Annotated in this window: 25 protein-coding genes; 14 read left to right on the top strand and 11 right to left on the bottom strand. The window is 69.8% G+C overall.

Translation table 11 applies throughout. From position 1 onward, the window contains the following. Positions 1 to 35: 35 nt before the first annotated feature. From V5P93_RS19700 to V5P93_RS19685, 4 genes are all read left to right on the top strand, one after another. Positions 36 to 2249 carry a helix-turn-helix transcriptional regulator gene (locus tag V5P93_RS19700; RefSeq protein WP_104480668.1) on the top strand — a complete coding sequence of 738 codons (2214 nt, stop codon included), beginning with the start codon at positions 36 to 38 and terminating at the stop codon, positions 2247 to 2249. A gap of 2109 nt (positions 2250 to 4358) precedes the next feature. Continuing rightward, on the top strand, positions 4359 to 6209 hold the full coding sequence (locus V5P93_RS19695) for an NACHT domain-containing NTPase (protein ID WP_104480666.1): 1851 nt from the start codon (positions 4359 to 4361) through the stop codon (positions 6207 to 6209). Between the two features lie 48 nt (positions 6210 to 6257). After that, positions 6258 to 6458, top strand: coding sequence for a hypothetical protein (locus tag V5P93_RS19690; RefSeq protein WP_104480665.1), 201 nt, complete (start codon positions 6258 to 6260; stop codon positions 6456 to 6458). A 693-nt stretch (positions 6459 to 7151) separates the two neighbouring features. After that, positions 7152 to 7295, top strand: coding sequence for a hypothetical protein (locus V5P93_RS19685; protein ID WP_245931432.1), 144 nt, complete (start codon positions 7152 to 7154; stop codon positions 7293 to 7295). 62 nt (positions 7296 to 7357) lie between these two features. Here the strand turns inward: V5P93_RS19685 and V5P93_RS19680 are convergent, their stop codons facing one another. The 4 genes from V5P93_RS19680 to V5P93_RS19665 all read right to left on the bottom strand — a co-directional run bounded on the left by V5P93_RS19680 (position 7358) and on the right by V5P93_RS19665 (position 10428). Further along, a complete protein-coding gene (locus V5P93_RS19680; RefSeq protein ID WP_104480664.1) occupies positions 7358 to 7855 on the bottom strand; it encodes an NUDIX hydrolase in 498 nt (165 codons plus the stop codon). A gap of 64 nt (positions 7856 to 7919) precedes the next feature. Continuing rightward, on the bottom strand, positions 7920 to 8759 hold the full coding sequence (locus tag V5P93_RS19675) for an endonuclease/exonuclease/phosphatase family protein (RefSeq protein ID WP_104480663.1): 840 nt from the start codon (positions 8757 to 8759) through the stop codon (positions 7920 to 7922). Continuing rightward, positions 8750 to 9406, bottom strand: a complete 657-nt coding sequence (gene tmk / locus V5P93_RS19670; protein WP_104480662.1) for a dTMP kinase — start codon at positions 9404 to 9406, stop codon at positions 8750 to 8752. The genes V5P93_RS19675 and tmk overlap by 10 nt, the downstream gene beginning before the upstream one ends. Then, entirely contained in the window at positions 9403 to 10428 is a 1026-nt protein-coding gene (locus tag V5P93_RS19665) for a radical SAM protein (RefSeq protein WP_281261682.1), read from the bottom strand. The genes tmk and V5P93_RS19665 overlap by 4 nt, the downstream gene beginning before the upstream one ends. 325 nt (positions 10429 to 10753) lie before the next feature. Here V5P93_RS19665 and V5P93_RS19660 point away from each other — a divergent pair, with 325 nt between their 5' ends. After that, positions 10754 to 11815, top strand: a complete 1062-nt coding sequence (locus tag V5P93_RS19660; RefSeq protein ID WP_104480661.1) for a LysR family transcriptional regulator — start codon at positions 10754 to 10756, stop codon at positions 11813 to 11815. On the opposite strand, the gene V5P93_RS19655 is transcribed toward V5P93_RS19660, so the two are convergent. The 4 genes from V5P93_RS19655 to V5P93_RS19640 all read right to left on the bottom strand — a co-directional run bounded on the left by V5P93_RS19655 (position 11725) and on the right by V5P93_RS19640 (position 14515). After that, positions 11725 to 12666, bottom strand: coding sequence for a 3'-5' exonuclease (locus tag V5P93_RS19655; protein WP_104480660.1), 942 nt, complete (start codon positions 12664 to 12666; stop codon positions 11725 to 11727). The two genes, V5P93_RS19660 and V5P93_RS19655, sit on opposite strands and share 91 nt — an antisense overlap. 102 nt (positions 12667 to 12768) lie before the next feature. Next, positions 12769 to 12891 (bottom strand): hypothetical protein, encoded by a 123-nt coding sequence (locus tag V5P93_RS19650; protein ID WP_281261680.1) that lies wholly within the window; start codon positions 12889 to 12891, stop codon positions 12769 to 12771. Between the two features lie 57 nt (positions 12892 to 12948). Next, entirely contained in the window at positions 12949 to 13296 is a 348-nt protein-coding gene (locus tag V5P93_RS19645; RefSeq protein WP_245931438.1) for a pentapeptide repeat-containing protein, read from the bottom strand. A gap of 47 nt (positions 13297 to 13343) precedes the next feature. Then, a protein-coding gene (locus V5P93_RS19640; protein WP_374066515.1) for an IS3 family transposase occupies positions 13344 to 14515 on the bottom strand; the annotation gives its coding sequence in 2 pieces (ribosomal slippage) (positions 13344 to 14224 and positions 14224 to 14515; 1173 coding nt in all). Between the two features lie 41 nt (positions 14516 to 14556). Between V5P93_RS19640 and V5P93_RS19635 the strand changes: the two genes are divergently transcribed. The 4 genes from V5P93_RS19635 to V5P93_RS19620 all read left to right on the top strand — a co-directional run bounded on the left by V5P93_RS19635 (position 14557) and on the right by V5P93_RS19620 (position 16951). After that, positions 14557 to 14781 (top strand): hypothetical protein, encoded by a 225-nt coding sequence (locus V5P93_RS19635; RefSeq protein ID WP_146108143.1) that lies wholly within the window; start codon positions 14557 to 14559, stop codon positions 14779 to 14781. Between the two features lie 131 nt (positions 14782 to 14912). Then, positions 14913 to 16163, top strand: coding sequence for a hypothetical protein (locus tag V5P93_RS19630; RefSeq protein ID WP_104480657.1), 1251 nt, complete (start codon positions 14913 to 14915; stop codon positions 16161 to 16163). 7 nt (positions 16164 to 16170) lie between these two features. After that, the gene (locus V5P93_RS19625) at positions 16171 to 16659 is read left to right on the top strand and encodes a hypothetical protein (RefSeq protein WP_146108142.1); all 489 of its coding nucleotides are present in this window, start codon (positions 16171 to 16173) and stop codon (positions 16657 to 16659) included. A 157-nt stretch (positions 16660 to 16816) separates the two neighbouring features. After that, on the top strand, positions 16817 to 16951 hold the full coding sequence (locus V5P93_RS19620; RefSeq protein ID WP_281261679.1) for a hypothetical protein: 135 nt from the start codon (positions 16817 to 16819) through the stop codon (positions 16949 to 16951). An 89-nt stretch (positions 16952 to 17040) separates the two neighbouring features. On the opposite strand, the gene V5P93_RS19615 is transcribed toward V5P93_RS19620, so the two are convergent. Together V5P93_RS19615 and V5P93_RS19610 are read right to left on the bottom strand one after the other, a co-directional pair. Then, positions 17041 to 17925, bottom strand: a complete 885-nt coding sequence (locus V5P93_RS19615) for an IS3 family transposase (RefSeq protein ID WP_104480655.1) — start codon at positions 17923 to 17925, stop codon at positions 17041 to 17043. Beyond that, positions 17922 to 18215, bottom strand: a complete 294-nt coding sequence (locus V5P93_RS19610) for a transposase (protein WP_181043631.1) — start codon at positions 18213 to 18215, stop codon at positions 17922 to 17924. The genes V5P93_RS19615 and V5P93_RS19610 overlap by 4 nt, the downstream gene beginning before the upstream one ends. Positions 18216 to 18404: 189 nt before the next feature. Here V5P93_RS19610 and V5P93_RS19605 point away from each other — a divergent pair, with 189 nt between their 5' ends. Continuing rightward, entirely contained in the window at positions 18405 to 19184 is a 780-nt protein-coding gene (locus V5P93_RS19605) for a transposase family protein (protein ID WP_104480653.1), read from the top strand. Here the strand turns inward: V5P93_RS19605 and V5P93_RS19600 are convergent. Beyond that, positions 19163 to 19558: a hypothetical protein gene (locus V5P93_RS19600; protein WP_104480652.1), complete on the bottom strand. Its 396-nt coding sequence runs from the start codon at positions 19556 to 19558 to the stop codon at positions 19163 to 19165. The two genes, V5P93_RS19605 and V5P93_RS19600, sit on opposite strands and share 22 nt — an antisense overlap. 567 nt (positions 19559 to 20125) lie before the next feature. Here V5P93_RS19600 and V5P93_RS19595 point away from each other — a divergent pair. From V5P93_RS19595 to V5P93_RS19580, 4 genes are read left to right on the top strand one after another with little or no spacing between them, the layout of a single operon-like run. After that, the gene (locus tag V5P93_RS19595) at positions 20126 to 21739 is read left to right on the top strand and encodes an ABC transporter substrate-binding protein (RefSeq protein WP_219824053.1); all 1614 of its coding nucleotides are present in this window, start codon (positions 20126 to 20128) and stop codon (positions 21737 to 21739) included. A 5-nt stretch (positions 21740 to 21744) separates the two neighbouring features. After that, positions 21745 to 22683: an ABC transporter permease gene (locus V5P93_RS19590; RefSeq protein ID WP_374065047.1), complete on the top strand. Its 939-nt coding sequence runs from the start codon at positions 21745 to 21747 to the stop codon at positions 22681 to 22683. Beyond that, positions 22680 to 23525 (top strand): ABC transporter permease, encoded by an 846-nt coding sequence (locus V5P93_RS19585; protein WP_104480650.1) that lies wholly within the window; start codon positions 22680 to 22682, stop codon positions 23523 to 23525. The genes V5P93_RS19590 and V5P93_RS19585 overlap by 4 nt, the downstream gene beginning before the upstream one ends. After that, positions 23515 to 25092 carry an ABC transporter ATP-binding protein gene (locus V5P93_RS19580; RefSeq protein WP_104480649.1) on the top strand — a complete coding sequence of 526 codons (1578 nt, stop codon included), beginning with the start codon at positions 23515 to 23517 and terminating at the stop codon, positions 25090 to 25092. Before V5P93_RS19585 ends, V5P93_RS19580 begins: the two co-directional genes overlap by 11 nt. Positions 25093 to 25105 lie beyond the last annotated feature (13 nt).

The raw sequence follows: 25105 nt of genomic DNA, 5'->3' as shown, positions 1-25105 counted from the left end.
CGCCCGCGGGCGGGGGAGGACAGGATCACCGACACGTGCGCACCCGCACCGCCCCCACCGCGACGTCCGAGCAGGGCGGCGGCGCGCGGGCGCCGCGCCCGTCGATCGACGACTACACCGCCACCGTGGGCGCGGTGGTGGGCCTCTACCGCCGCCATCAAGGGCTGCCCGTGTCGTACCTGCTCGCCGACTGGCCCGCGGCCCCGACAACCTCGCGCTACATCGCCATGGAACGCGGCCGGTGGGCGCCCACCCTGGCCATCGTCGTGGGCGTGTGCGCGCGGATGGGGGTCGACCCGGCGTGGGTCCTGGCCGCCGCGGACGGGCTCAGCCCGCGCGCGTTGTACGAGCGGACCCGGGAACTGCCCGCGGCGCCGAAGGCCCCGGACATGTCCTGGCAGGCGGCGGTGGGCGCCTGCCTGAGACGGATCCGACAGGACCGGGACGTCACCGTGGCGGAGCTGACCACCCGGCTCGGTGTCGACAAGGGCGCCCTGTACACCCGGGAACGCGGCCGCTGGACGCCGCGACTGGGCGGGCTGCGCCGCTGGTGCGACGCCCTGGACGTGCCCCTGAGCGCCGTCGTGGCCGCGGTCGGCCCCACCGACGCCCCCACCGGGCCCTACCTCCTGCACCTCGACCACCTCCACGCCGAAACCGATCCGCGCTACCGCGCGCTGGCCGCGGTCGCCGACCTCCTCCGCGCCCACGGGCGCACCCTGCTCGCCGTCGACGAGCACACCGTGGCCGCACTGGCCACCACGACCGGAATCACCCCGCCGCGGCTGTTCGACCGCCTCCACAGCCACCCCCTGACCCTGCCCCTGCCCCCGCGCGAGCGGCCCGCGCCGGAACCGGCGCGCACGGTGACCCGCCGCCGCTCCGCGCAGGCCCCGGGCGGGTCCTCGTCCCACCGCGACGAATACGCCGTCGCGGTGGGGCGGGTGCTGGCCGTCTACCGCGGCCATCAGGGCCTGGCGGTGGCGGACCTGGTGGCTCGGGTGCCCTCGCCCCCGGAACGAGAGACCTACCGGACCTGGGAGCGGGGAATCCGGCCGCCGTCGCTGGTTGCCGTCGCGCAGGTGAGCCCGGTGCTGGGGGTCGACCCGGCGTGGGTGCTGGCCGCCGCGGACGGGCTCAGCGCGCGCGACCTGCTCACCGCCACCCAGGCGCTGCCCGTGTCGCCCACCACGGCGGGAACACCGTTGATGGCCGCGGTGGGCGCCTGCCTGGCCGGGCTCCGCCGCGACAAGGGGATCACCAAGCCGGAGGTGGCCGCGCGGCTCGACGTCCACACGGAATCGGTGACCCAGTACGAACTCGGCGGACGCGCGGCGTCACTGGACCGGTTGCGCGCGTGGTGCGACCTGCTGGGCACCCACCTCTGCGCGGTCGTGGCCGCGGTCACCCCGCGCCGGGTCCCCGCCCTCGGATACCTGCTGGACACCCACCACCTCCGCGCCGACCCCGACCCCGACTTCGCGCGGCTGCGCGCGGCCGGACGGTTCCTGCACGCCCAAGGACACCAGCGGACGTTCCTCGACGACGCCTGCCTGGCGGAGCTGGCCGCGCTGACCGACATCGACACCGAGGCGCTGCGCGAGCACCTGCTGGACTACCCCCTGGCCCTGTCCGAACCGGGCACCCGTCCGATGCCGGTCCCGGAACCCGCCGATCCCCACGCGCCCACCGTGATCCCCCACGCCACGCCCCGCAGCGACGAGATCAACCGCGCGCTCGGAACCGCGCTGCGCCACGCGCGCCACACCGCGGAACTCACCGAGGCCGCGCTGGGAGCACGATTCTCACCACGACACACGGCTGCGTTCGTGCGGGCACGCGAGACGGGCGCGAAGCCGATCAGCCTGGCACTGCTGATCACCGTCGCCCAGACCCTGTCCATCCCCGCCACCACACTGCTGGCCGAGGCGGAATCACCGGGGCCCACGGCGCCGCGTGCCGCCGGCGCCGCGCTCACACCACCCCCGGGCATCGCCGACCCCGTCACCGCGACGGTCATGCTGGTCCGCGAGGTCGCCTCCGCCCCCGGCGCGCCACCCCCGCAGGAGATCAGACGACACCTGCTCCCGGACTACCCGCGCCCGATCGTGTACGGCACCGGGACCAGGATCGTGTCGAGCCGCGTCGCGGAGTCGAGCCACGTCGCGGAGCTGATCTTGACCTGCCGCGTGCTCGGCATCTCCGCCGCCGCGGTCTGGGAGGTCGCACACCAACCGGCGAAACCGTGACCCGGGAGCAGGATTCGATATGTCCTGAATGGACTCATCGCGCATCGGGATGTCGAGTCCGCCCCATCCAGGCGGGGAGACGGCCACCCACCCGGCACCACGCGGCCCTGCAGTCGCGTCCTCGACGACGATCCGCTCCGCGCGGTGGCGCGACTCTCGCGTGAGGGGTGGGCCGCTTCGCGGAAGCGGCCCACCCCTCACGTTCGTATGGCGCGGACCCGTCCGATTGGTTGTCCCCAGCGGCCGACGGCGTGCACCAGCGCGGTGGGCCGGCTCCGGTCCCACTCCATCGGCCGGGGAGCCGCGGCGCCCTTTCGGACATGATCACCCGATCGGGACCGACCGACATCCGGCACACTCCCGGCGTTATCGCCCGCATCAACCACAAGGGGATCCATGACCTCGCCCACGCCCGTCGCGGGACTGGACGGGACCTACCGTCACAGCTGCCTGCTCTGTCGGACAGGCACCGACACAGGGCTCGGCTTCCTCCACGATGCCCCGGAGTGGGCCGTCGCGGGACTCACGCTGCTGGGCCTGCCCCCGGAGGAAGCGGAAACACTCGTCCTCGAGCTCGCGCGGGATGACGGACCTGCCACCGTCGTGCGTGTCCGGGTGTGCGAAGACTGCTTCACCGGGACAGACCTCAGGACTACCGCGATGACTCTCGGCGTGGCACCTGACATCCCCCTCTACAGCCCCCGCGTCTAGGCGGCCAAGCCCCCAGGCAGGCGCTCGCTCTCCCGATTCCGCCTCCTGGTGGTCGGCCGTCGCGGCAGAGGGCCACCACCCCGTGACGCTCGCGATAGACGTAGCCAGGCGGCTTGGACAGCACGTCGGCCGACCCGGGAATCGGCGGGCGGGGTTCGGACATCGGTTGGCTCTCCCCACACGTCGGCGTCGACCCGACCTTGGAGGCACCGGGTCTACGACCGGGGGGATGGCCCACACCAGGATGGCCTCCTATCCCGCCGCGGCGTGCCAATGCCGCTGTCCGGGTCTCGATCACCGGTCAGTGGGGTTGGTGCGGCCCTTGATGACCGATTCGGCAGAGTTCGCTTGGACGCGGTGAGCCGAAAGGCGGTGCCGGGCCGGGGTGAAGGGCAGCGAGGTGGCGGTGAGGACGTCCGCCCGCCGCTGGTCTTCCGACCGAAGGAGCGCGCCAGCCCAGCCCCCGTGGGGACGGCGTCACCGTCCCCCTCGGGGTTCTCTCGCTGGGCTCCACCGGTCGTGCCGGGTCTACCGGTCGTGCCGGATCCTCTTGCCGCGTCGGGGCGTGGACCGTTCCCGGCCACATCCCGGGCAGGCCCACCAGCCGTCTCCAGTGGGCACGTCCCTCAGATAGTCCTGACATCGGTGACAGTAGGGCGGTCGGGTGTGCTCCGACCTGGTTCCCTGGGTGCGGACGCTATCGGCAGCGTCTTCGAGTGAATTGTTCATTCCTGATCCTTTCGCTAATTTCAAGGTATTCTCTGGTGATCATCCTGTGCTCCTGATGGAGATTTCTGCTCGGCGGTTCCGTCGAGCACGTGCATAGCATAAGCTCTGGCAGAGAGTCCAAGCAAGGATGGACAATCGGGTCGCGAACGAAATCGGGAAGCGCCGAAACGGCCTCTGATCGAAATGTTGAGCGGCTTTTTTTGCTCCCACGATCCCCTCTACCGTGCGACGTCAACGGCTTCGTATTTTTTTGTATTTCGAGTTTGCCTGTCGACCTGGGCATATGGTGCCCGCGTGGCTTCGCGCGTCGCCGCCGACGGGCATGGTCACGATCTGGTAACCATGGGCCCACCACCTCGACCGACCCGCGCCGTCGTGCTGCCCGACGCCGATGGCCCGGCGGACCGCTTCCGCTCGTCGTGGCCGCCCCGGCACCGCGGCAGGGCCGACACCGACCCGCCGTGTCCCCGCGGACAGCTCGTACTCGGCGCGCGGCGTCGGTACCCGTCAGATGTTGGTGTCGCGGTTCGGTGACCGGCCGTTCGCGCGTGGTGTCGCCGGGTTCTCGGTGGGTGACGGTGCTGCTCAGGCGACGGATGTCGGGGGATTGGTGCCGGCTTTCCGGATCGGTGATCGCTGGGTGGGGCGGGGCGGGAATGATGCGTGGTTATGACCGGTGGTGGCAGATCCGGGTTCTGGTACGCGGCGGGCGCGGCGGTGTGCGTGGCGGTGGCGGCCGCGTTCGGGTGGGGGCAGCTGCCGCGGGCGCAGGTCGGGCAGGTGGATCCGGCGTCGTTGGTGGTCGCGTTGGCGGCGTTGGCGGTTGGTCTGTTGTCGGCGCGTCAGGCTGTTCGGGTGGCGCGGTCGACGCCGGTCCCGGTGGCGGAGGTCGCGGCGCGACTCGCCGACGAGGTACGGAAGCGGGAGGGAGCGGCCCGTTCGCAGCTGTTGGGCGGAGGTGGGCGGACGATCGATGTGGACTTCTACTTCCGGGCCGCGCCGGCGCACGACGCCCACCACGCGGACGCGGCGGGCAGTCTGGAGCAGGTGGTGGCCTACTACCAGGCCCTCTCGCCGCAGCGTCTGGTGATCACCGGTGCGCCCGGGGCGGGGAAGACCGTTCTCGCGCTGGAGCTGCTGGACGGCCTGCTCGACGTCCGCGAACCGGACGGGCCGGTGCCGGTGCGGATCCCGGCGGCGGCGTGGGATACCACCCACCCGCTGCGTGACTGGCTCGTCCACCACGTGGTCGACGCTTACGGCCTGTCGGAGCGGGCGGCGCGCGCGGTGGTGGACGCGGGTCTGGTGATGCCGGTGATCGACGGGCTCGACGAGATGGACGCCACCCCCGCTCCCGGCTACACCTCCCGCGCCGCCGAGGCGATCCGCGCGGTGAACGCCTACCAGCACGGTCGCCGCGCCGCGCCGCTGGTGCTGACCTGCCGTACCACCCACTACCAGGCGCTCACCGACATCAACGTGTGGACCCACGACGCCGCGCACATCGCCATCCGACCCGTCGATCAGGCCAAAGCCGATCGGTTCATCCGGTCCCGGGTCGACGACCCCGACCGGTGGGAGCCGGTGCTGTACACCATCGCCCACCACCCCGGCGGGCCGCTCGCCGTCGGCCTGTCGACGCCGTGGCGGCTGTCGCTGGCCACCACCGTGTACGAACACCGCCACCCCGACACGGGCGCCTACCTGCGTGAGCCCGCCGACCTCGTCACGATCGCCACCACCGGCACCTCCAACGCGGTCCGCGACCACCTGCTCGGCCACTTCGTCCCCGCCACCACCGCTACTGTGACCGACCAGCGCTACACCGCCGAGCAGGTCCAGCGGTGGCTCGGCGTGCTCGCCGCCCACCTCGACCACAACGCCACCACCAGCGCCAGCCTCGACGGCGTCCCCCTGTCCGGAACCGACCTCGTCCTGCACCACCTGTGGCCATTGGCCGGGATCACCCGCGTCAGGCTTGCCACCCTGGGAATACTCGCCCTCACCTGGCTCCTAGCCACGCCCCTCCTGCTCGTCCGGAACGAGATCGGATTCAGCCAAAACCACGTGGTGGACGCGGGCGCGGGCATGATCGCGGTCGCTGTCGGGGTCTCCCATGTCTGGGGAGAGCTGTGGCCCGCTCCCGTCCACCTCGACCTCCACCAACTCCGCAGTAGAGAGGGTCGCCGTCGGCTCGTGTTCGGGCTCGTGTTCGGGCTCGTCATCGGCCTCGTGTCCGTGTTCGTGGTCGGGTTCGCAGACGGGCTCGCAGACGGGCTTCTTTTCGTGGTCGCGTTCGTGTTCGCGTCCGGGCTGGTGGTCGGGCTTGGGCCCGTCTTCGAGCCGGCGGCTAGAACCGGTGATCCGCGTGGAATCGTCAGACGCGACCTCGCGGTCGCCGCCGCGGTCGCGCCGAATCCGGACCCGGGCGGCCCGCTTCCTGACCGGCGGCCGGAGGCAACGTCGCGACGTGGGCACGAACCATCGCCCTGCCACCACCCCGCCGGGGCACCGGCCTGACCTCCAGCCCAGCCGATGGCACCACCGGAAACAGGAGTCGACGTCGAGATGGATCGCGTCTATCGCACGGAATTCATCCGTGAACGCACCGGCCGGACGGTCTACGCCGACGGCGCGCCGGTCGCGGCCGGTCCGGTCGACATGAGCGCCGAGCAGGCCCGGGTCTGGGCCAACGGGCGGCTCGGCGAGGGCATGGTGTGGCTCAGCGGCTGGGTCGACCCCGCCGAGACCTGGTACTTGGTCGCCTGAGCTGAGGACCGGCGCGGATTGTGGATTCGATAACCGGCGGCCTTCCAGCAGCTGGCCGAGCGAAACGCCGCACTGACCACCGAGCTGGCGGCGACCAAACGAAGACTGGACGAGGAGCAGGCGACCACGGCCATCCTGCGGAAGACCCTCGCCGAATTGTCACTGGAATTGCAGCAAGCCCACGAGGAACTGGCCGATCTCAGTGGCGTCACCCGGCTGCCCATCACACGCGAGAGGACGACAGACGATGCCCTGACCACCGACTAGACTTCGGGCACCGCGACAAGCCACCATCGCGGCACAGATGATCACGTAGGACGGGAGCGCGAAGGTGCCTAACGACGTCGGCGCCATCGTGCCTGGCGAGCGCGTGCTGATGTCGCTCAAGCCCGAGTACTACGAGCTGATGTGGCAGGGCCTGAAGACCCACGAGTTCCGCCGCCGCTACCTCACAGGTCAGCCGACCACCTGGTACGTCTACCTCACTGCGCCGATCGCGAAGCTGACCGCAGTGATCGACCTGGACGAGGCCGTGGTCGGCCCCCGCGACCGCTCGCCGACATCGCCGAGCGCGCCAACCCCAGTAACGGCGAGTCCGTCTACGCCTACCTCCACGACGTCGAACAGGCTTACGCGCTGCCGATCCGCACGGTCCGCGAGTACCCCGGCTTCACAGCCGACGAGCTGGCGACGATGCTGGATGTGGACGGCTTCGAGACGCCACACGGCTACACCCTCATCGATAAGCACGAGAACTGGGCACGCGTGTGCGACCAGCTCACCCAGGCGCCCGCAGTGCGCGAGCTCGTCGTGCAGCGTCCTGCCCGACCATCCTGACCCGCGGCACCGCACCTCGATCCGCGCCGACGTGGCGCCCCCGGCGGCGATCCGCCAGACGCTCAGTCGATGAGCGTGAGGGGTGTGGGGCTGAACCGGTCTGCGAGCAGGTCGTCGAGCAGTTGGGGCAGTTCGGCGGGCAGGAGCTTGTCGCGGCACTGCCGCAGCTCGTCGGCCGGCCACCAGCGGCGTTCGATCAGCCCGGCTTTCTCGTTCTCGGTGGGCTTGAGCGCGGCCTGCGGCGCGGTGCTGGGGGTGCGGCCGAGGAACACGTGCTCGACGCGGTGGTGGTCGCGCCCCTTGTACCGGAAGCGGGATTCCCGCACCCACAGCTCGCGGCCGAGGGCGGGGAGCATGATGCCGGTCTCCTCGGCGACTTCGCGGCGGGCCGCGGTCTGGAGGTCTTCGCCGTCGTCCAGGCCGCCGCCGGGCAGTTCCCACCAGTGGTGTTCGGGGTCGGCGGGGTCGAGGGCGTGGATGAGCAGTACGCGGTCGTCGGGGTCCAGCAGCAGGACGCGGGCGCCGATACGGGGCGTGACGGTGCTGGTCGAGGCGGTCATCGAGCGGCTGGTCCTCGCGGTCTCGGCTGACGGGTGGTCCGGCAGCCGAGAGCGAACCGGCCGGTCAGAACAAGGTGGGCTCCGGCTCGGCAGGCGTGGCCGCCGTGGCGGGGTCCGACGTTAGCAGTGACGCGGTCGCGGTCAGCGCAAGGCGTACGGCGAGTCCGGAATGGTCGGTGAGCCGGTTGCCGTCCGCCGTGAGTTCCCTGGTCTCGTGGACGTACTCGCAGCCGGTGAGCACCTCGCTCAAGGCGCGGGAGCCGTGGGCGTGGTCGTAGCGGTAGCCCAGGTCCGCGCGGCGAGCCCAACTGTGCTCGACTCGGTCGGGGTGCAGGTGCCGGAACAGGTCGAGCAGGCCGTGCCGGTCGGTCAGGCCGCTGTAGAAGGCGTACTCGAACGGCGCGAACTGGCCCCGGTGCGCCGGGGTGTGGCTGGGTTCGAGCACATTGAGGTCACCGAGCAGCAGCAGCGGCACCTCGCTGGTCGTGGCGTCGAGGGCGCGGCCGAAGCGCTGGATCCAGGTTTTCTTGCGTTCGGTCTTCTCGGCGGTGGCGTCGCGGGAGGGCACGTAGGTGCCGACGACGCGCAGCGGCCCGTCAGTCGTGTCGAGCACGACCCCGGCCGCGCGGGCGGGCAGGTAGTCCAGTGCCGTGCCGAGCGGGTCCGGCGTGGTGGCGAGCTTGCTGACGATCATCATGCCGAGCTCGCCGGGCGCGTGCTCGGGGAAGGTCACCGCGTACCCGGCGGTGGTGAACGCCTCGGCGAGGAACTGGCTGCCCGCGGTGGCCTTGGTCTCGGTCAGCACCAGCACCTCCTCCGGTCGGGCGGCCAGCCAGCGGAGCTGCCGCTGGGCGCGGTCCAGCGAGGGGGCGCCGACGTTGACGGTGATCAGGCTCAAAGACATGCCGCGCTCTTCTCGGTCAGGACCTGGTGGATGAGGGACACGATCGCCGCGGCGATCTTCTCGGGCGGGTCGGTGGTGGCGTCCAGCGCGGCGACCGGCCAGCCCCGCTGTTGCAGGTCGACCACGGCGTGGACGTACAGGCCGGTCTCCAGCTCGCTGTTGTCCTCGGCGCGCTCGAAGCGGCTGTGCCCGCCGCGCGCCCGCAGCCGAGCGTCGATCACGCCCGCGTCACCGGTGAGGATGACCGACAGGTCCGGCCGGTAGACGCCGTGGTTGAGCTGCCACACCACCTGCGCGGACAGCCCGTCGAGACCTTGCAGCACCAGCGAGGACGCCACGTAACGGTCGCACACCACCACCTGGCCCTCGCGCAGCGCGGGCACGATCTCGGTGGCGAGCTGGTGGTGCCGGTCGGCCGCGCACAGGCAGGCCAGCGCCATGCCCCGGTAGGTGTCGGTGCCGTGCCGGGCCAGCTCGCCCAGCGGCGCGCGGGATGGCTGGCTCGTCGCGTGCACCGGCAGCCCGGCCGCGGTCAGCGTCTCGGCGACCAGGCGGGCGGCGGTGGACTTCCCGACCCCGCCGGGGCCGTCCAGGGTGATCAGCGTGCCCGGCAGGCGACGCGGCTCATCGAGCAACGGGCCGGTCATGCGGGCATCAGCGGCAGCAGCTGGCGCCCCTCGGCGTGGTTCTCCTCGATGGCCGGGCACTGTTCGGCGTCGACCTCGCCGATCCGGCCGCCGGCCGCGACCACCGCGGCCGGGCAGCCCTTGCCGCAGCCGGAGCTCAGCGAGCATGCCGTGCAGGTGGCGTTCGCGCCGACCAGGTAGCGGTCGTGGAAGCGGTAGTCGTCCAACCGAGCCGCCAGGTCGGGGTCGGTGAAGATGTTGCCGACGATGAACTCGGTGTCGGCGTGCCGTGAGGCCGGGGTGCGGGCGGCGAACACCAGGTACGGGCACACGGTGACCTCGCCGGGCGTGAACACGTAGATGATCGTCCCGGCCTCGCACCCGGCCAGCGGCCGGGCCTCGGTGTTCGGGAAGCGGATGTGCGCGATATCGAGATCCGGGCCGTCGAACGGCGCGGTCAGCTCGAAGATCTCCCGCATGTGCAGCGTCGTCTTCGCCAGCTTGGCCTTCGACTTGACGCCGCGGCCCATGCTGCCCAGCGGGTTGAGCAGCACGTAGCGCGCCCCGTTGGCGCGGGCGAACGCGCACAGCCGGGCGTACTCCTCGTTCTGGGCCAGCGTGTTCGGCGTGCACAGCAGCCCTTGCAGAATGCCCGCGCGGCCGAGCTTCTCCACGGTGGCCACGGTGACTGCGAAGCTGGCCCGGTCACCCCGGAAGCGGCCGTGCGAGTCGGCGGCGAACCCGTCCAAGGACACGTTGCAGTGCACGCCCATCTCGACCAGCGCCGCGATCTGCACGTTGTTCAGGGTGGTGGCGTTGGTGCAGATCCCGACGTCCATCCCGGCCGCGCGGAACGCGCGCACGATGTCCAGGAAGTGCGGGTGGATCGTAGGTTCCCCGCCGGTCAGGGTCACCCGACGGACGCGACTGTCGTCCAGGCGCGGGATCACCTTGTCCACCACCTCGGCCAGCGGCATCTGCCTGCCAACCTTGGTCGCGGACACGAAGCAGTGGGCGCACTGGAGGTTGCAGTCCTCGTTGATCTGGACCAGCGCCTTACGGAACGGCTGGTCGACCGTGGTGCGGAATTAGCAGGACGAGGCCACCTCGTCGGTGGCGATGCTGCGAGCGATCACGCGGAACCTCCGCTTCCCCAGGCGCTCCTCATGGGGCGCCACCGCGGGCGAGCCCGGCCGGGCACACCACCACAGATGTTCGGTCGAACAGTATCGTGTCTGGAGTTGTTCGTCCGGACATTTGTAGGACAGTTCGGCGGGAAGTGCGATCAACGACAGTCAAACTGTCCGAGCGGACAATTCCCCTGTCAGGCTGGGTGCTGTGGGGACCTGCGGCGGGGAGCGAGGAGACGTGGCGCCGGACACCGGAGACGACGGCGAGGCGGCGGAGGTTCTGGCGGCGCTGCTCGGCTGCCCGCCGGAGATACTCGACGTCAGCCTGGACCAACTGCGCACCCTGGCCGTCGTGCACGCCACCGGCACCGCGCAACGCGCCGCCCGCGCGCTGGGCCGCGAGCAGTCCAGCGTGCAGAAGCAACTCGACAACATCAACAAGGCCGCGACCCGCCTGGTCGGCGAGGCGCTGGTGGTCAAGCAGGGCCGGGGCAAGGACTTCCTGTTCACCCCCTCCGGCGAGGAAGTCGTCGCGCTGGCGCGCAGGACCCTGCTGTCGTGGATCGACAGCCTGCACCGCAGCCGGCGCCGGGTCGGGTCCACCGTCACCTTCGGCACCACCGAGTTCACCGTGCAGTTCCTTGGCGCCGTGTGGCCCGCGCTGCGCGAGGACTTCGAGCGCCGCGGCGTGCAGCTCAACATCGAGCACGTCCGCACCCGCGACCTGTGGCGCAAGCTCGACGGCAAGAAGGTCGACCTGGTGTGCGGCAGCTTCGCCGCCGAACCCGGCCGACCACCCACCCTGGACTACGACTTCCTGGAATGGCACCGCGAACGCGTCGCCCTGCTCACCAACCTGTCCGCCCGCGAGCTGCCCGACACCCCGGTCGGCGCCGGGCGACTGCCCGGCCTGCCGCTGCTCGCCCCGACCGCCGGGCTGCTCGCCCAGTTCCTGGGCCGCTGGTACGGCCCCGACTACCGCGGCGTGCTGCACGTCATCGCCGACATCGACTCCCTCAACTACGGCCTCAACCTGCTCACCAGCAAGCTCCTGCACGGCTGCCTGCTCACCACCGAACGCGTCGCCGACGCCGCCCTCGAGGGCCGGCTGCCCGGCCAGGGCCTGCGCAAGATCGACCTCGCCGGCGACTACGAGCCCCGCCTGGAGATCGTCACCGGCATCTTCGCCCGCAAGGGCGAACGCGGCCGCTACGCCGCCGACCACCCGCTCAACCTGCTGTGGAACGCCTTCGCCGACGCGACACCGACCCGAACCATCCCGTCGGCCCTACCGGGCTGACGGGTCGTCGCGGGCCGTGGCCTTGGCCGCGAACCACGCCGGCGGTCAGTTTGGAAAGCGCTCGTCCCTCGAGGTCGAGGCAACGATGATCGCTCGCGTTCCCGACAACCCCATATCCGACACTCGACTTGCCTAGTGAAGCGCTTGTAGATGATCACGCGGCGCCCGGCCAGTACCTCGGTCAGCGCGGGCAGTAGCTCGGCGAAGCGGGGCGCCCCGGCGACCACGGTGTCGGTGATCCCGTGGATCGCGGTCGAGTCCGGAGGGATCGGGATGCCGGGGTGGACCAGGAAGTCCAGCAGCACGGCGCCGTGCCGGTCGAGGACGGCGATCTCCACGATGCGGACGTCGCCGTGCAGCCCGGTGGTCTCGGTGTCGAGCACGACGGTGTCCGGGTCGGCCAAGACCTCGGTCGCCCACGCGGCGGCGGCCTGGTCGGCGGCGAGCATCCGCTCGTGGTCCTCGGCGGCGGCGATCATCCGCGCGTGCCGTTCGGTTTCCACGACCGGCAGGCACGTCCCGCACAGCCGGTCCTCATCCCACTTCGACACCCGCACCTGCTCGCAGCGGCGGCAGGGCACGGTGTTGGCCAGCTCCCGGCCCGCGGCCAGCACCGCGCGCTGCCGCGAGGTCACCGGCCGGATCGGGCGGGCCTGAGTGCTGTCGTAGAGCGCGCACACCCGGTGATACGGGAGCGTGGAGACCCACCCCACCGGGTGCAGCCCGGCGGGTGACAACCGCCGGCCACGCAGCGCGGTCGCGGTGAGCAGGTGCTCAGGCGCACGCCCGTCGCGGTAGACGGGCACCCCGTTCTCGTAGCGCAGCACGGGATCGGTGGTCTTCTTCGACACCGGTGGGAGCCCCTTCTCCTGGTGGTCGACGGTGATCGTCCACCGATGGTCTCGATCACCCCCGACAACGACGCGCCCGCCCGGCGGGCCAGGCCGCGAGGTTCACCCGGTCGGCTGCCTGCCGGGCCCGTTCACCGCCCGGGGGAGGGTGGCCTCGACCAGGCCGTGGGCAGGCAGCTCGATCGGCCGCGCACCTTGGCCACGGTTGCGGACGGCGGCGAGCACGGCGGTAGTGAGCCGGGGCAGCAGCAGTTTGCGCTTCGCACCGTTGCTGGGGTGCGGTCACCACCATGTGCCGCGAGTCTCCGGACTGACGATCACGCTGTCGATGCGGGTGTGCTCGTCGTGCGTTGCGTCGCTGAGGTCGGCGCCGCTGAGGTCGGCTTCGTTGAGGTTGGCGCCGCTGAGGTTGGCTTCGCTGAGGTCGGCGTGGGTGAGGTTGGCGCGGCTGAGGTTGGCGTCGCTGAGGTTGGCGCGGCTGAGGTTGGCGTGGCGGAGGTCGGCGTGGGTGAGGTTGGCGTCGCTGAAGCGGGCGCGGATGAGATGGGCTCCGGCGAGGTGGGCGTGGGTGAAGTTGGCGTAGGTGAGGTGGGCTTCGGTGAGGTTGGCGCGGGTGAGGTGGGCGCGGATGAGGTGGGTGAGGTTCCCCCCGTTTGCCGGACGCCTGCGGTGTGGGGTCAGTGGTCTTGGTCTGACCCGGTGTGCAGGGCTTCAAACGTGACGGGGCTGTGCATCCCGATGCTGGAGTGTCTGCGTTTCGGGTTGTACCAGCATTCTATCCATTCGAATATCGCGTTAGCAAGTTCATCTCGGGTTTTCCACTGTTTCCGGTCGAGAAGTTCGAGTTGGAGAGTGCCCCAGAAGGATTCCATCATGGCGTTGTCGTAGCAATCACCGATGGTGCCCATCGAAGCGAGCAGCCCGGCTGCGCGGAGACGTTGCCCGAACGCCCACGACGTATATTGGGATCCGTGATCGGAATGCAGGATTGTGTCGTTCTCTGGTTTTCGTCGCGTGATGGCCATGCCGAGGGCGTCGGTGACGAGTTCGGTGCGCATGTGGTTGTCCATGGACCAGCCGATGATCAGACGGGAATAGGTGTCCATGACCGCGGCGCAATAGACCTTGCCTTCCTCGGTCGGGTGTTCGGTGATATCGGTGATCCACAACCGGTTCGGGCCCTGGACGGTGAAGTGTCGGTTGACCAGGTCTGGAGCAGGCTCGGCCGCCGGGTCGCGCACGGTGGTCCACGAGCGTTTGCGCCGGTGGAGGCCCTGGATACCGGCCTCGCGCATGAGCCGCTCGACGCGTTTCCGGTTCACCGGCACCCCCACGCCCAGGGTAAGCTCGGCGTGCACTCTCGGTGACCCGTAGGTGCCGCGTGAATCAGCGTGGATCTGCTCGATATATTTCACCAACAACCGGTTCTCCTGGGCGCGCCCAGACAGTGGCCGGTCGCGCCATTCGTAGTATCCGGAACGGGACACGCGTAACACCCGACAGGCCACCGTGACATCAATACCGTCGTCGGCCAACTCGCGGACCAGCGGGTAGACTACTTTGGGAGGACGTTCTCCCGCGCGAAATACGCGGCAGCGCGTTTCAGGATCTCGTTCTCCATCTCAAGCTGCCGGTTCTTGCGCCGCAGCTCGGCGAGTTCCTTTTTCTCCGCGCTGGTCAACCTGGTCGCGTTGCCGCCGTTGTCGTCGGCGTCAGCCTGGGTCATCCAGTTCCGCAGGCAGGACTGACTGATTCCCAGATCCTTTGCCAGCTCGGCGATCGGTTTGCCTCCCTCGCGAGCCAGTTCGACGGCACGACGACGGAACTCAGGCGGGTGTGGTGCGGGCACAAAGACATCCTCCCTGGTGACCACAGGTCACCACAGGTCAGGTGTCCGGGCTGCGGGGGGAAGCTCAACCTTCTGGCTGGGACGCCGACCTGCCGATCGACCGGGTTCATCATGCCCCAAGCGAGCAAGCAGTGCTCGACCTGTCGACTCAACAATTGTTTGATAGTCCGCACCCAACGGTGAGTCACCTTATTTGGTGGCAATACCTCATACTTGCTGAAAATCTCCACAGCAGCACCTCTTTGAAATGTCCGAAAATCACCTGATCGGCCCCTAGCGGCCAGAGGCTTCACTTCGATCTACTGCTACCGGATCGATGAATGAAGACGCGGTCCGTCACTGAACCTGCGGTGTACCGCAAGTGTTCATCACCTGTACTCAAGAGGAAGATATCTGCATGCCCAAGAAGAGGTGGAGCGTTGCCGCCGGGGCCGTGGCGCTCGCTGGCGCAATCTTCAGTGCGGTACCTGCGGTAGCAACGCCTGCAGGTACCCCCATCACGCTCCAGGAAGCCGCTGTATCGAAAGAGAAGTTCGTAGAGCTGGCTCGGCAGTCCGAAAAGAACACCTGTCAGTTCGTCACAAAGGGTCAGGATCGGTGCATTAGCATTCAATTCCGCACCAGCCTGACGGATGCGGCAAACCACCGCGACGAGCGGGCACGGACAGGGCGCGACCCGCTTGACCAAAAGTTGCAGTCTGCTTCCCTCAGGGAGCCCGACTGCGAGTACGACTTCATCCGCATCACTTCCTGTCGATACAAGTCGTTTAGCTACATCGTCAAGGAAGTCATCAACGGTTTTCCGGGCAGAGAGATCGGCGGTCAGGATCTCGATTTCGATACCGAAGTGGCCTGGAACTACGACTCGTTGAGTTGGTTCTTGCGTAGCAGGGTCACGACCACGGAATCATGGGGGACAGAAAAGGTCCCCGTACCAGCCGTTGTAGGCACTGGCTGCGACCGGGACGCGCAAGTGTGCACGTCGACATCAGGTGGCTCCTACTCCATCAACCTCCTCAGTGACGTCACCCACACGCAGGATTGGGAGCAACAGGAGACCGGCGTCGTATCGCAAGGGCTTTCCTCGTACGTCTACCTCACCGGATACATCGGCGCCTCGATTATCATCTCACCCGTTGGCAGCCCAGGAAAAACCCTCTCCTTGAACATCGGCGACCACAACGGAGTCCGCGGGCGCTGCGACCGGGTCGTTCGGACCTACCCTGGCTGCACCGCCGCTGAAGAACCCGCCATCATCCGGTACAACGCCATCAGCCATCCGTTGGTGACCGAGGTCGCCAACCACGTCTATGACGCCGAACGGTCACTGCCGGGCAAACCCGGGTCGCTGACTCAAGGAACGGCGTTGACGCTCGGCGACGACACAACGGAGGCCGCGAACCGAGCGGTGGCATGCCCATCTGGCAATACACCTCCCGGGAAGAGCTGCGATGAATACCCTATCGCTCGCTCCAACGAAGGTGCCGCGTCAGGAAAGCCATACTCCACCAGGTACGTCGCCCCTACGGCGAATAGCTCGCAGGGAGGACTGACGGCAAACCACATCTCACTCTGCCGGATCCTGAAGAACGAAAGCTTCTACGTCTACGCTCGTCGCGCCGACGGCAGCAGCTCGTGGGACATATAATGCGCGGGTGACTGAACCAGATGTCATCATTGTTCGCTCGGCAGATGGGCAGTATCGCCTCGAAGACGCCGCCCCGGTCCGCTACCGCGATGCGTGGCCACCCCCGCAAGATGGGATGACAACCGGGGAAGAGCAGTGGTTCGCCGTCCTGACCGGGATGGAGTGGGGTCCGCTGAACGTCGGTCTTGACCTACGGGAGTCAGCACCAGCAGCCATACCGCCGGGCTGGGAGGCCGTGACTGAGCGGCGGATACACGTCACCAGTTCAGCGCTGCACTTCCTGACGACCTCGCTGGACCTCGTTCACGAACTCGCCCTGCCGACTGCCGGATGGTGGGCGGTGCGAGTCCATGTCACCGGCCGGATGAGCAGGCGCCCCAAGGAACACTCACCAGACGGGCTGGAGGAGCACCTACTACAACTCTGGCCGGTAGAGGGCGACGCACCACCGCGACTCCTTGTCGGGCCCGATGCCTACGGTGAGCTTCTGATGTGACGACGAAGCAAGCTGTGGCGGACAGGCGCCAGCCTTGCGCCTGTCCGCCACAGCACACTCCGTGCCTAGGCTGCTGGAGCCTGCCGTCCGCGGCCCTTGGGCCTCGCTGGTGCGCTTGCTTAAACGCTTCGATCGGCCGCGACCGGCGGTCATGGCCGTGACCACCACGGACGTGGTGACCAGCGTCTACGCGGGCGTGGCCCCCACCGCCGCGGGAGAGCCCCACCCGCGCGAGGTCCACGTCCGGGCCTGGATTGTTGAGGCGGTCGTTCTCGGGTTGACGGGTATGTGATTGCCCCCGGTGTGGGGCACCCACCCTCTCCGCCAGGTCAGAGGTGTTACTAACGACTGAAGTTGTCCGCGAAGACCGGACACCGGATTTCATGCCACGAGGGTGTGGCCTTGACGGTAGTCGATCCGGGTTTCGTGCGGGGTCCGGTAGTCGAGTGTCGAATGTAGACGGTCGTGGTTGTAGTAGCCGAGGTAGGCGAAGACGTCGCGTCGGGCGTCGTCGCGGGTGTCCCAGACGGTGGTGCCGATCTCGGTCTTGAGGGTGGCGAAGAACGACTCGGCGACGGCGTTGTCGTAGCACGACCCGGCCCGTCCCGCCGATGGTCGAATGCCGTGGCAGGCGAGCGCGCGGCGGAACAGCCCGGAGCTGTACTGCGTGCCGCGGTCGGCGTGGAAGATCGCCCCGTCGTCGGTCAGGCCGCGACTGGCGGCGAGGTCGAGGGCGTCGCGGACCAGTTCGGCGCGCGTGTGGTCGGCCATCGCGTGGCCGATGACCTCGCGGGTGTGCAGGTCGATCACGGTGGCCAGGTAGAGCCAGCCCTCCCGGGTGGGCAGGTAGGTGATGTCGCCGACCAGCCGTCGGCCCGGTGCCGGGGCGGTGAAGTCGCGGCTGATCAGGTCCGGCACCGATGCCACCGCGATGTCGGGCCTGGTCAGCGACCTGCGCCGCCGTCGGGTGAGACCTGCGATGCCGCGCTCGCGCATGACCCGCCCGACCCGTTTGTGGTTGACCTCCAGGCCGCGGCGGCGCAGCGCGACGACGATCCGCGGACGCCCGTAGGCACCCCGGTGCCCGGCGTGGACCTCGGCGATCTCGGCGGCCAACCCCTCGTCCGCCGCGACCCGCTCCGCCCTGGCCGGGGCGGCGGCGAGCCATTCGTAGAACCCCGGGCGTCGCACGCCCAGGACCCTGCACAGCCGAGTGACGCCGAAGACGGCGCGGTGTTCGGAGATGAACCGGTAGCTGCGGGTCAACGACCCATCTCCTTGGCAAAATAGGCTGCCGCCTTGCGCAGGATCTCCTTCTCCAACTCCAGCTCCGCCACCCGTTTGCGCAGTTCACGCAGCTCCTGCCGCTCATCGGCCGACACACCGGCGACCGGCGCGGCGGCCTGGGCTCGATCGGCGGCACGGACCCAGTTGCGCAGGGTCTCGTGGTTCACGCCCAACTCGCGGGCGACCCGCCGCAACGGCCGGTCCGACGAGCGGGCTAGCTCGACGGCGTCCTTGCGGAACTGCTCGGGGTACTTCGACTTGCCTGACACGGGGAACATCCTTCCCCAGACCGCTGTCTGGGATCAGGGTGTCCGATTCAAGGGGACAACCTCATGTTGACGTGCAAGGGTTCTTGTTGATCACAGGTTGACAGCGGTCGGTGTGGCGTTGCCTGGATGTGGCGAAGCCCCTGGTAGCAGAGGCATCGACCAAGATGTTCTGTTTGCCAGGGGCTTCACATGTTGTTCTATCGTGCCGCGCTGCCGTTGTCACCTCGGACCCTGAGGTTCGTGTCCGGGCTGATCCGTGCTCGTCGGAAGGGGTTGGGGTCGGTGTGGCGCAAGCTCGACCCTGGGCGCCAGGCCCTGCTGGTGCTCGTCCATCTGCGCAAAGGCGAGCCGTTCGCCGAGGTGGGCGCCGGTTTCGGGGTGTCGACCACGACCTGCTGGCGCTATGTCAACGAGACCGTCGAGCTGCTGGCCCGGCGGTCCTCGAAGCTACGGCAGGCGCTGCGCGATGCGAAACGCCAAGGCCATGCCTACGTGATCATCGACGGCACGCTGATCCCGATCGACCGCATCGCCGCCGACCGGCCCTTCTACTCCGGCAAACACAAGATCCACGGGATGAACCTGCAGGTCGTTGCGTCACCCGACGGAACGATCCTATGGGTGTCCGGTGATCTGCCCGGCAGCACCCACGACACCGCCGCGGCCCGCATCTGGAACATCCTCGCCGCGCTGCGCGAGGCCGGGCTGCTCGCCCTGGCCGACAAGGGCTACCACGGCTACGACCCGACCGGGCGGCAGGTCATGACACCGTATAAAGGGCGGAACAAGCCCGAGTCACAGAAAGACGCCAACCGCGCCCACGCCCGCCTGCGCGGACCAGGCGAACGCGCCAACGCCCAACTCAAGACCTGGCGCGTCCTGCGCAAACTCCGCTGCTGCCCACGCCGCACCGGACGCCTCGCCAAGGCAATCCACGTCCTACAGACCTACGAGGTCACCGCAGGATGAAAAGGACTCACTGGCCATATGACGCGATCGCGCGATGCGATGAGCGACTGAATGGCGTCGGCGATTGAGACAAGGGCCAGTTCGCGGGTAACCGCCCATATCTGGTCGTGGCCGACGGTGTCGCCGTCCACGGGCATCTCCGGCCGATGCCCGAGCTCCGCCTCGGCCTGGTCAAGGACTGCGGGCACCAGTTCGGCCACCAAGTCCTGTTGTCGTTGTGCGGCCAGTTTCTCGACGTACCAGGCAGGTGCGCTCCCGTGGCTGTCGAACACCTCTTCCAGCCACGGTCGCACCAATGGGTCGTGGACCTCGGGCCCGAGTGCGGCTTCGAGGTCCACGACCCAGGAACTCACCAGATCATCCCAGCGGTCCACACGCCGTACCTGCCGGAGTAGAAAAGGGTGCCTGCTGCGATGAACGTCATCTTGTCCCATGGTCCAAGATAGCAGGTGAATCTTCCCCAGCACTTGTACCCACCGCGAGCGCCGGATTTCAGATTGGAGAACCAGCTCCCGTGGAAGAGGTAGCCTCCCAGTTCTCCGTGGGAGTAACTGCCGCCGGCGACGCTCCATCCGTTCGCCGTGAAGGAGTACCTGAACCCGGCGTGGATGTAGGCCGTCGTCGCCCAGCCTCGGAGCCGGAACCACCATTGCAGTGAGCACGAGGTCGTTGGCCCGCGGGCGGACAGCCTTCATCCGGGTGGATGCCTGCCTTCCGGCCCGTTCCGCCTATCGAGTGGTTGTTCCCGGTGTCGCGCGACACGAATGGCGCGTCCCGATTCGGCCGCGCGGTGACCGCGTCGGGTGTTGGGGACGTGTTTGGTCGTCGCACGGGGTGCCGGGCCGGTTGGTCCCGCATGGTGGGAATGCTTGGTGATCGATTAGAACGGGTCACGAGTCTGTCGCCACTTGTGCGGTCCGAATGGAACCGGAGGGCGACGGGTGAGACGGTGGCGGGAGCGGATGGCCGCGCTGGCGGTGGCGATCGCCTTGGTGGGGGTGTCGGCGTGCGGGGTGCGCGGCGCGGGAGCCGGTGGCGACCGGTTGGTGTTCGCCACCGGGCAGACACCGCAGTGCCTGGACCCGCAGGTCAGCCCGCAGGACATCGTGGCGACGATCGATCGCAACATCTTCGACTCGCTGGTGGTGTTCACCCGTGACGGTCGGTTCGAGCCGTGGTTGGCGACCCGGTGGGACATCTCGGCAGACGGCTTGCGCTACACCTTCCACCTGCGTCCCGGTGTTCGTTTCCACGACGGCACCCCGCTCGACGCCGCCGCTGTGGCCGCGACCCTGGACCACGCGGTCGCGCCGGAGACCAAGTCCCAGTACGCCGCGGGGCTCATCGACGCCTACGACCGGTCCGAGGTGGTCGGTCCCACCGAGATCCGGATCCACCTCAAGCGGCCCAGCGCGCCCTTCCTGCAGGCGCTGAGCACCGCCTACCTCGGCATCCAGTCGCCCAAGTCATTGCGGGAGAACAAGGGTGCGCTCTGCGGCAAGCCGGTGGGATCGGGGCCGTTCTCCTTCCGCCGCTGGAGCAAGAACAGCGCCATCGAACTCGACCGCAACCCCGACTACGACTGGGGGCCGAGCACCGCCGCGCACACCGGGCCCGCGCTGGTCCCCGGCCTCACCATCCGGTTGATCTCGGAGAACGCCTCCCGGTTCGGCGCGCTCACCAGCGGCCAGGTCGACGTCATCGATCAGGTGCCGCCCGCGAACGTGCCCTCGCTCAAGCGGTTCGACGCGTTGCGCTACAGCCGCGCCGAATCCCCGGGCATCGTTTCCGCGGTCATGTTCAACCCCGTGCGCGGCGTGCTCGCCGACGAACAGGTGCGTCGGGCGGTGCTGCGCGCGATCGATGTCGACGGACTGGTTCGATCTGTCCACTTCGGACAATTTGATCGGGCCTGGAGTCCACTCGGTCCGACCACCCCCGGTTACGCACGGGGGCTGGAGGGCACCTGGCCACACGACCCGGCGGCCGCCGGTGCGCTGCTGGACGCGGCGGGCTGGACCGGCCGGGACGCGCGGGGTTACCGCACCCGCGACGGTGTGCGGCTGGTGCTGCGCTGGCCCTACGCGGCCACTTACCAGTCTTCGATGGTCACCACCGCCCAGGGGGTGCAGGCCGAGCTGAAGAAGGTCGGCATCCAGTTGGACTACACCGGTGTCGACACCGGCACCTTCGGCGAACTGCTGGAAACCGGAGACCTGGACATGTTCGCCACCAGCTTCATCCGCGCGGACCCCGACATCCTCAACTTCTTCCTGGAGAGCGGGAAGACCCGGGACAACGGCGGCGGCAACGTCTTCGCCCAGCGCCACCCGGAACTCGACCGGCTGCTGCTCGCGGGGCACACCGAACTCGACCCCCTGGCACGGGCCGACCTCTACGCCGCCTCTCAGCGCTACGTCGTCGACCACGCGCTGATCCTGCCGCTGTGGGTGCCCGCGGCACTGGTCGGGTACACCGACCGGGTGCGCGGCCTCGCCTCGGACCCGGTGGGTTTCCCGCTGTTCTACGACGTGGACCTGCGGGGCCGGGCGTGAGGGGCGTGGCGCGCCGCGTGGCGCTCACCCTGTTCGTGGTGTGGGGCGCGGCCACGGCCGCCTTCCTCGCGTTGCACCTGATGCCGGGTGACCCGGTGCTCACCATGCTCGGCGACGCGCTGCCGCCCGCGGATCGGGTGGCGCGGATCCGCGCCGAACTCGGCCTCGACCAGCCGCTGGCCGAGCAGTACCTCGCGTACCTGGGCAGGTTGGTGCGCGGCGACCTCGGTCGCTCCTACCAGTTGGAGGCACCGGTCGCCTCGGTGCTGGGCGAGCAAGTCGGCGCCACCGCCGCGCTGGCACTGAGCGGGTTCGGGCTGGCGCTCGTGGTGTCGGTGCCGCTGGCCCTGGCCACCGCGGGGCGCCGCCCCGCCTTGCGCAGGTTCGTGACCACCCTGGAACTGGTCGCCATCTCCACCCCGTCGTTCTGGATCGGCGTGCTGCTGCTGAGCCTGCTGTCCTTCCGCCTGCGGTGGTTCCCGGTCGCGGGCGGGGACGGTGTACCCGGGTTGGTGCTGCCCGCGGTCACCCTGGCGATCGGGCTCACCGGGGTGTTCTCCCAGGTGCTGCGCGACGGCGTCGAGCGCGCCCTACGAGAGCCGTTCGTGCTCAGCGCCCGGGCCCGCGGCAGCTCGGAAGCGGCGGTGCGGCGCGCGCACGCCCTGCGCCACGCGGCGATCCCCCTGCTCACCCTGTCCGGGTGGACCATCGGCACGCTGCTGTCCGGTGCGGTGGTGGTGGAGACGGTGTTCACCAGACAGGGCCTCGGCCGGGTGCTGGCCACCGCCATCGCCGCACGGGACATGCCGGTGGTCACCGGGATCGTGGTGCTGGCCGCCGCTGTGTTCGCCGTGCTGAACCTCGTGGTCGACCTGCTGTACCAGGTCGCCGACCCCCGGTTGGCCGGGCGCGCGAGCCCCCGGCCGGAAGGAGTGCCGCGATGACCGCGGAACCGACCGCGCGCGCCCGATCCGGCTTCCGGCCTGCGCTGTGGCTCGCGTACCTGGTGCTGGCGCTGGTCGTGCTGGCCGCGGTGTGGCCATCGCTGGTGGCGACGCACCCGCCGGACGCCATCGATCTGGGCGCCCCGGTGGCCGGGCCGAGCCCCGCGCACCTGTTCGGCACGGACGTGCTGGGCCGTGACACCTTCAGCCGGGTGGTGCACGGTGCCCGCTGGTCGCTGGTGATCGGTCTCGGCGCGACGTCCCTGGCCCTGGTCGTCGGCGCGCTGCTCGGCGTGCTCTCCGCGAGCGGACCGCGCCTGCTGGACGAGGCGATCGGCCGCGCGACCGACATCCTGCTGGCCTTCCCCGGCCTGCTGCTCGCACTGCTCGTCGTGGCGGTCCTCGGACCCGGCGCGCTCAACGCCACGATCGCCATCGGCTGCTCGACCGTGCCCGGTTTCGTCCGCCTCGCCCGCGGCCAGGCCCTGGTCGTGCGGGAGTCCGGGTACGTGCGCGCCGCCGTGGTCCTCGGGCACTCGCCCGCGCGGATCCACGCCCGGCACGTGCTGCCCAACGCGGTGCCGCCGCTGCTGGTCTTCGCGACCGTCACCGCAGGCACCGCGATCATCTCGGGGTCCGCGCTGAGCTTCCTCGGCCTGGGACCGAAAGCGCCGACCCCCGAGTGGGGCGCGATGCTCGCCGACGGCCGGGACTTCCTCGACACCGCCTGGGCGCTGGCGGTGTTCCCCGGCCTCGCGGTCACCGCGACCGTGGTTGCCGTCAACGTCGTCGGCGCCGACCTGCGGCGCCGTTTCGAGGGGAGTCCGGCCGATGGGAACTGAGCCGCTGCTGGCCGTGGAGGGGTTGCGGGTCGAGTTCCGCGTCGGCCGCGGGGTGGTTGAGGCGGTGCGCGGTGTTGGGTTCACCCTGACGGCCGGGCGGTGCCTGGCGATCGTCGGGGAGTCCGGGTCCGGCAAGAGCGTGACCGCGCGCGCGTTGCTTGGTCTGGTCGGTCCCGGGTCGCGGGTGAGCGCGGACCGGATGGAGTTGGCGGGCACCGACCTGCGGTCGCTGACCGAACGCCGCTGGCGCGGTGTGCGCGGCGCGCGGATCGGCCTGGTCTCCCAGGACGCGCTGGTGTCGCTGGATCCCCTGCGCACGGTGGGCGCGGAGATCACCGAGGTGCTGCGCAACCACCCGCGGCCGGACGCCCCGACGCCGGTCGACCTGCTGGCGCGCGTGCACGTGCCCGAACCGGCTGAGCGGGCCAGGCAGCGGCCGCACGAGCTGTCCGGTGGGCTGCGCCAGCGCGCGTTGATCGCCACCGGGTTGGCGGGTGGTCCCGCCGTGCTCATCGCCGACGAGCCGACCACCGCGCTCGACGTCACCGTGCAGGCGAAGGTGCTGGCCCTGCTGGCCGAGGAGCGCGACCGCGGCATGGCGGTCCTGCTCATCTCCCACGACCTCCCGCTGGTGGCCTCCTTCGCCGACGACGTCGCGGTCATGCGGCACGGGCGGATCGTCGAGAGCGGCCCGGTGGGGCAGGTCTTGACCGCGCCCCGGCACGAGTACACCAAGACGCTGCTGGCGGCCATGCCGGGCGCCGCCCCCAAACCGCCGCCACCGCACCGCGAACACGTCGAGGCGTTGCGCGTCGACCAGGTCACCCTCGCCCACCCCGGTGCCGACCCGGCGATCCGCCGGGGGGTCTTCGACGTCTCGTTCGCGCTCGCCGCTGGCGAGGTGCTGGGGGTGGTGGGGGAGTCCGGTGCGGGCAAGAGCACCCTGGCCGAGCTGCTGCTCGGGCTGCGGTCACCGCACCAGGGCGTGGTGACCCTTGGCGGGCAGCCGTGGTCGCGGCTGTCGGCGCGGGATCGCCGCCCCCTGCGACGCCGGGTGCAGCTGATCCAGCAGGACCCGCTCGGCTCGTTCGACCCGCGCCACCGGGTCGAACGGATCATCGGTGACGCGCTGCCCGGACCCGGCCGCGCGGCGCGGGTGGGCGAGCTGCTCGAGCTGGTCGGGTTGCCCGACGACGTGCGCTCCCGCCACCCCCGGCAGCTCTCGGGCGGTCAGCGGCAGCGCGTCGCCATCGCCCGCGCGCTGGCCCCCGGACCCGAGGTCCTGGTGTGCGACGAGCCGGTGTCGGCGCTGGACGCCTCGGTGCGTGCCAGGGTGCTGCGGCTGCTGCTGGACCTGCGCCGCGGACTGGGGGTGGCGCTGGTGTTCATCTCCCACGACCTCGGGGTTGTCCGGGAAGTCAGCGACCGGGTGCTGGTGCTGCGCGGTGGTCAGGTTGTGGAGGAGGGCGAGACCGAGCGGGTGTTCGCCGAGCCCGCGCACGAGTACACCCGCGAGCTGCTCGCCGCCGTGCCCGCGCGGCCCGCGGTCGTGTCGCGTGTGGACTGAGCGGTCTCGCGGG

This window comes from Actinokineospora auranticolor (assembly GCF_041897805.1).
Taxonomy (GTDB): Bacteria; Actinomycetota; Actinomycetes; order Mycobacteriales; family Pseudonocardiaceae; genus Actinokineospora; species Actinokineospora auranticolor.
Note: the sequence above shows the minus strand (reverse complement) of the source record. Positions and strands in the feature narration are given on the sequence as shown.

Excerpts from the sequence above, each read along its gene's own strand:
- tmk (WP_104480662.1), bottom strand. The coding sequence starts at position 9,406 with ATGACCGGCCCGTTGCTCGATGAGCCGCGTCGCCTGCCGGGCACGCTG.
- V5P93_RS19680 (WP_104480664.1), bottom strand. The coding sequence starts at position 7,855 with ATGACCGCCTCGACCAGCACCGTCACGCCCCGTATCGGCGCCCGCGTC.
- V5P93_RS19580 (WP_104480649.1), top strand. The coding sequence starts at position 23,515 with ATGGGAACTGAGCCGCTGCTGGCCGTGGAGGGGTTGCGGGTCGAGTTC.
- V5P93_RS19690 (WP_104480665.1), top strand. The coding sequence starts at position 6,258 with ATGGATCGCGTCTATCGCACGGAATTCATCCGTGAACGCACCGGCCGG.
- V5P93_RS19695 (WP_104480666.1), top strand. The coding sequence starts at position 4,359 with ATGACCGGTGGTGGCAGATCCGGGTTCTGGTACGCGGCGGGCGCGGCG.
- V5P93_RS19675 (WP_104480663.1), bottom strand. The coding sequence starts at position 8,759 with ATGTCTTTGAGCCTGATCACCGTCAACGTCGGCGCCCCCTCGCTGGAC.
- V5P93_RS19685 (WP_245931432.1), top strand. The coding sequence starts at position 7,152 with ATGCTGGATGTGGACGGCTTCGAGACGCCACACGGCTACACCCTCATC.
- V5P93_RS19605 (WP_104480653.1), top strand. The coding sequence starts at position 18,405 with ATGTTGTTCTATCGTGCCGCGCTGCCGTTGTCACCTCGGACCCTGAGG.
- V5P93_RS19630 (WP_104480657.1), top strand. The coding sequence starts at position 14,913 with ATGCCCAAGAAGAGGTGGAGCGTTGCCGCCGGGGCCGTGGCGCTCGCT.
- V5P93_RS19585 (WP_104480650.1), top strand. The coding sequence starts at position 22,680 with ATGACCGCGGAACCGACCGCGCGCGCCCGATCCGGCTTCCGGCCTGCG.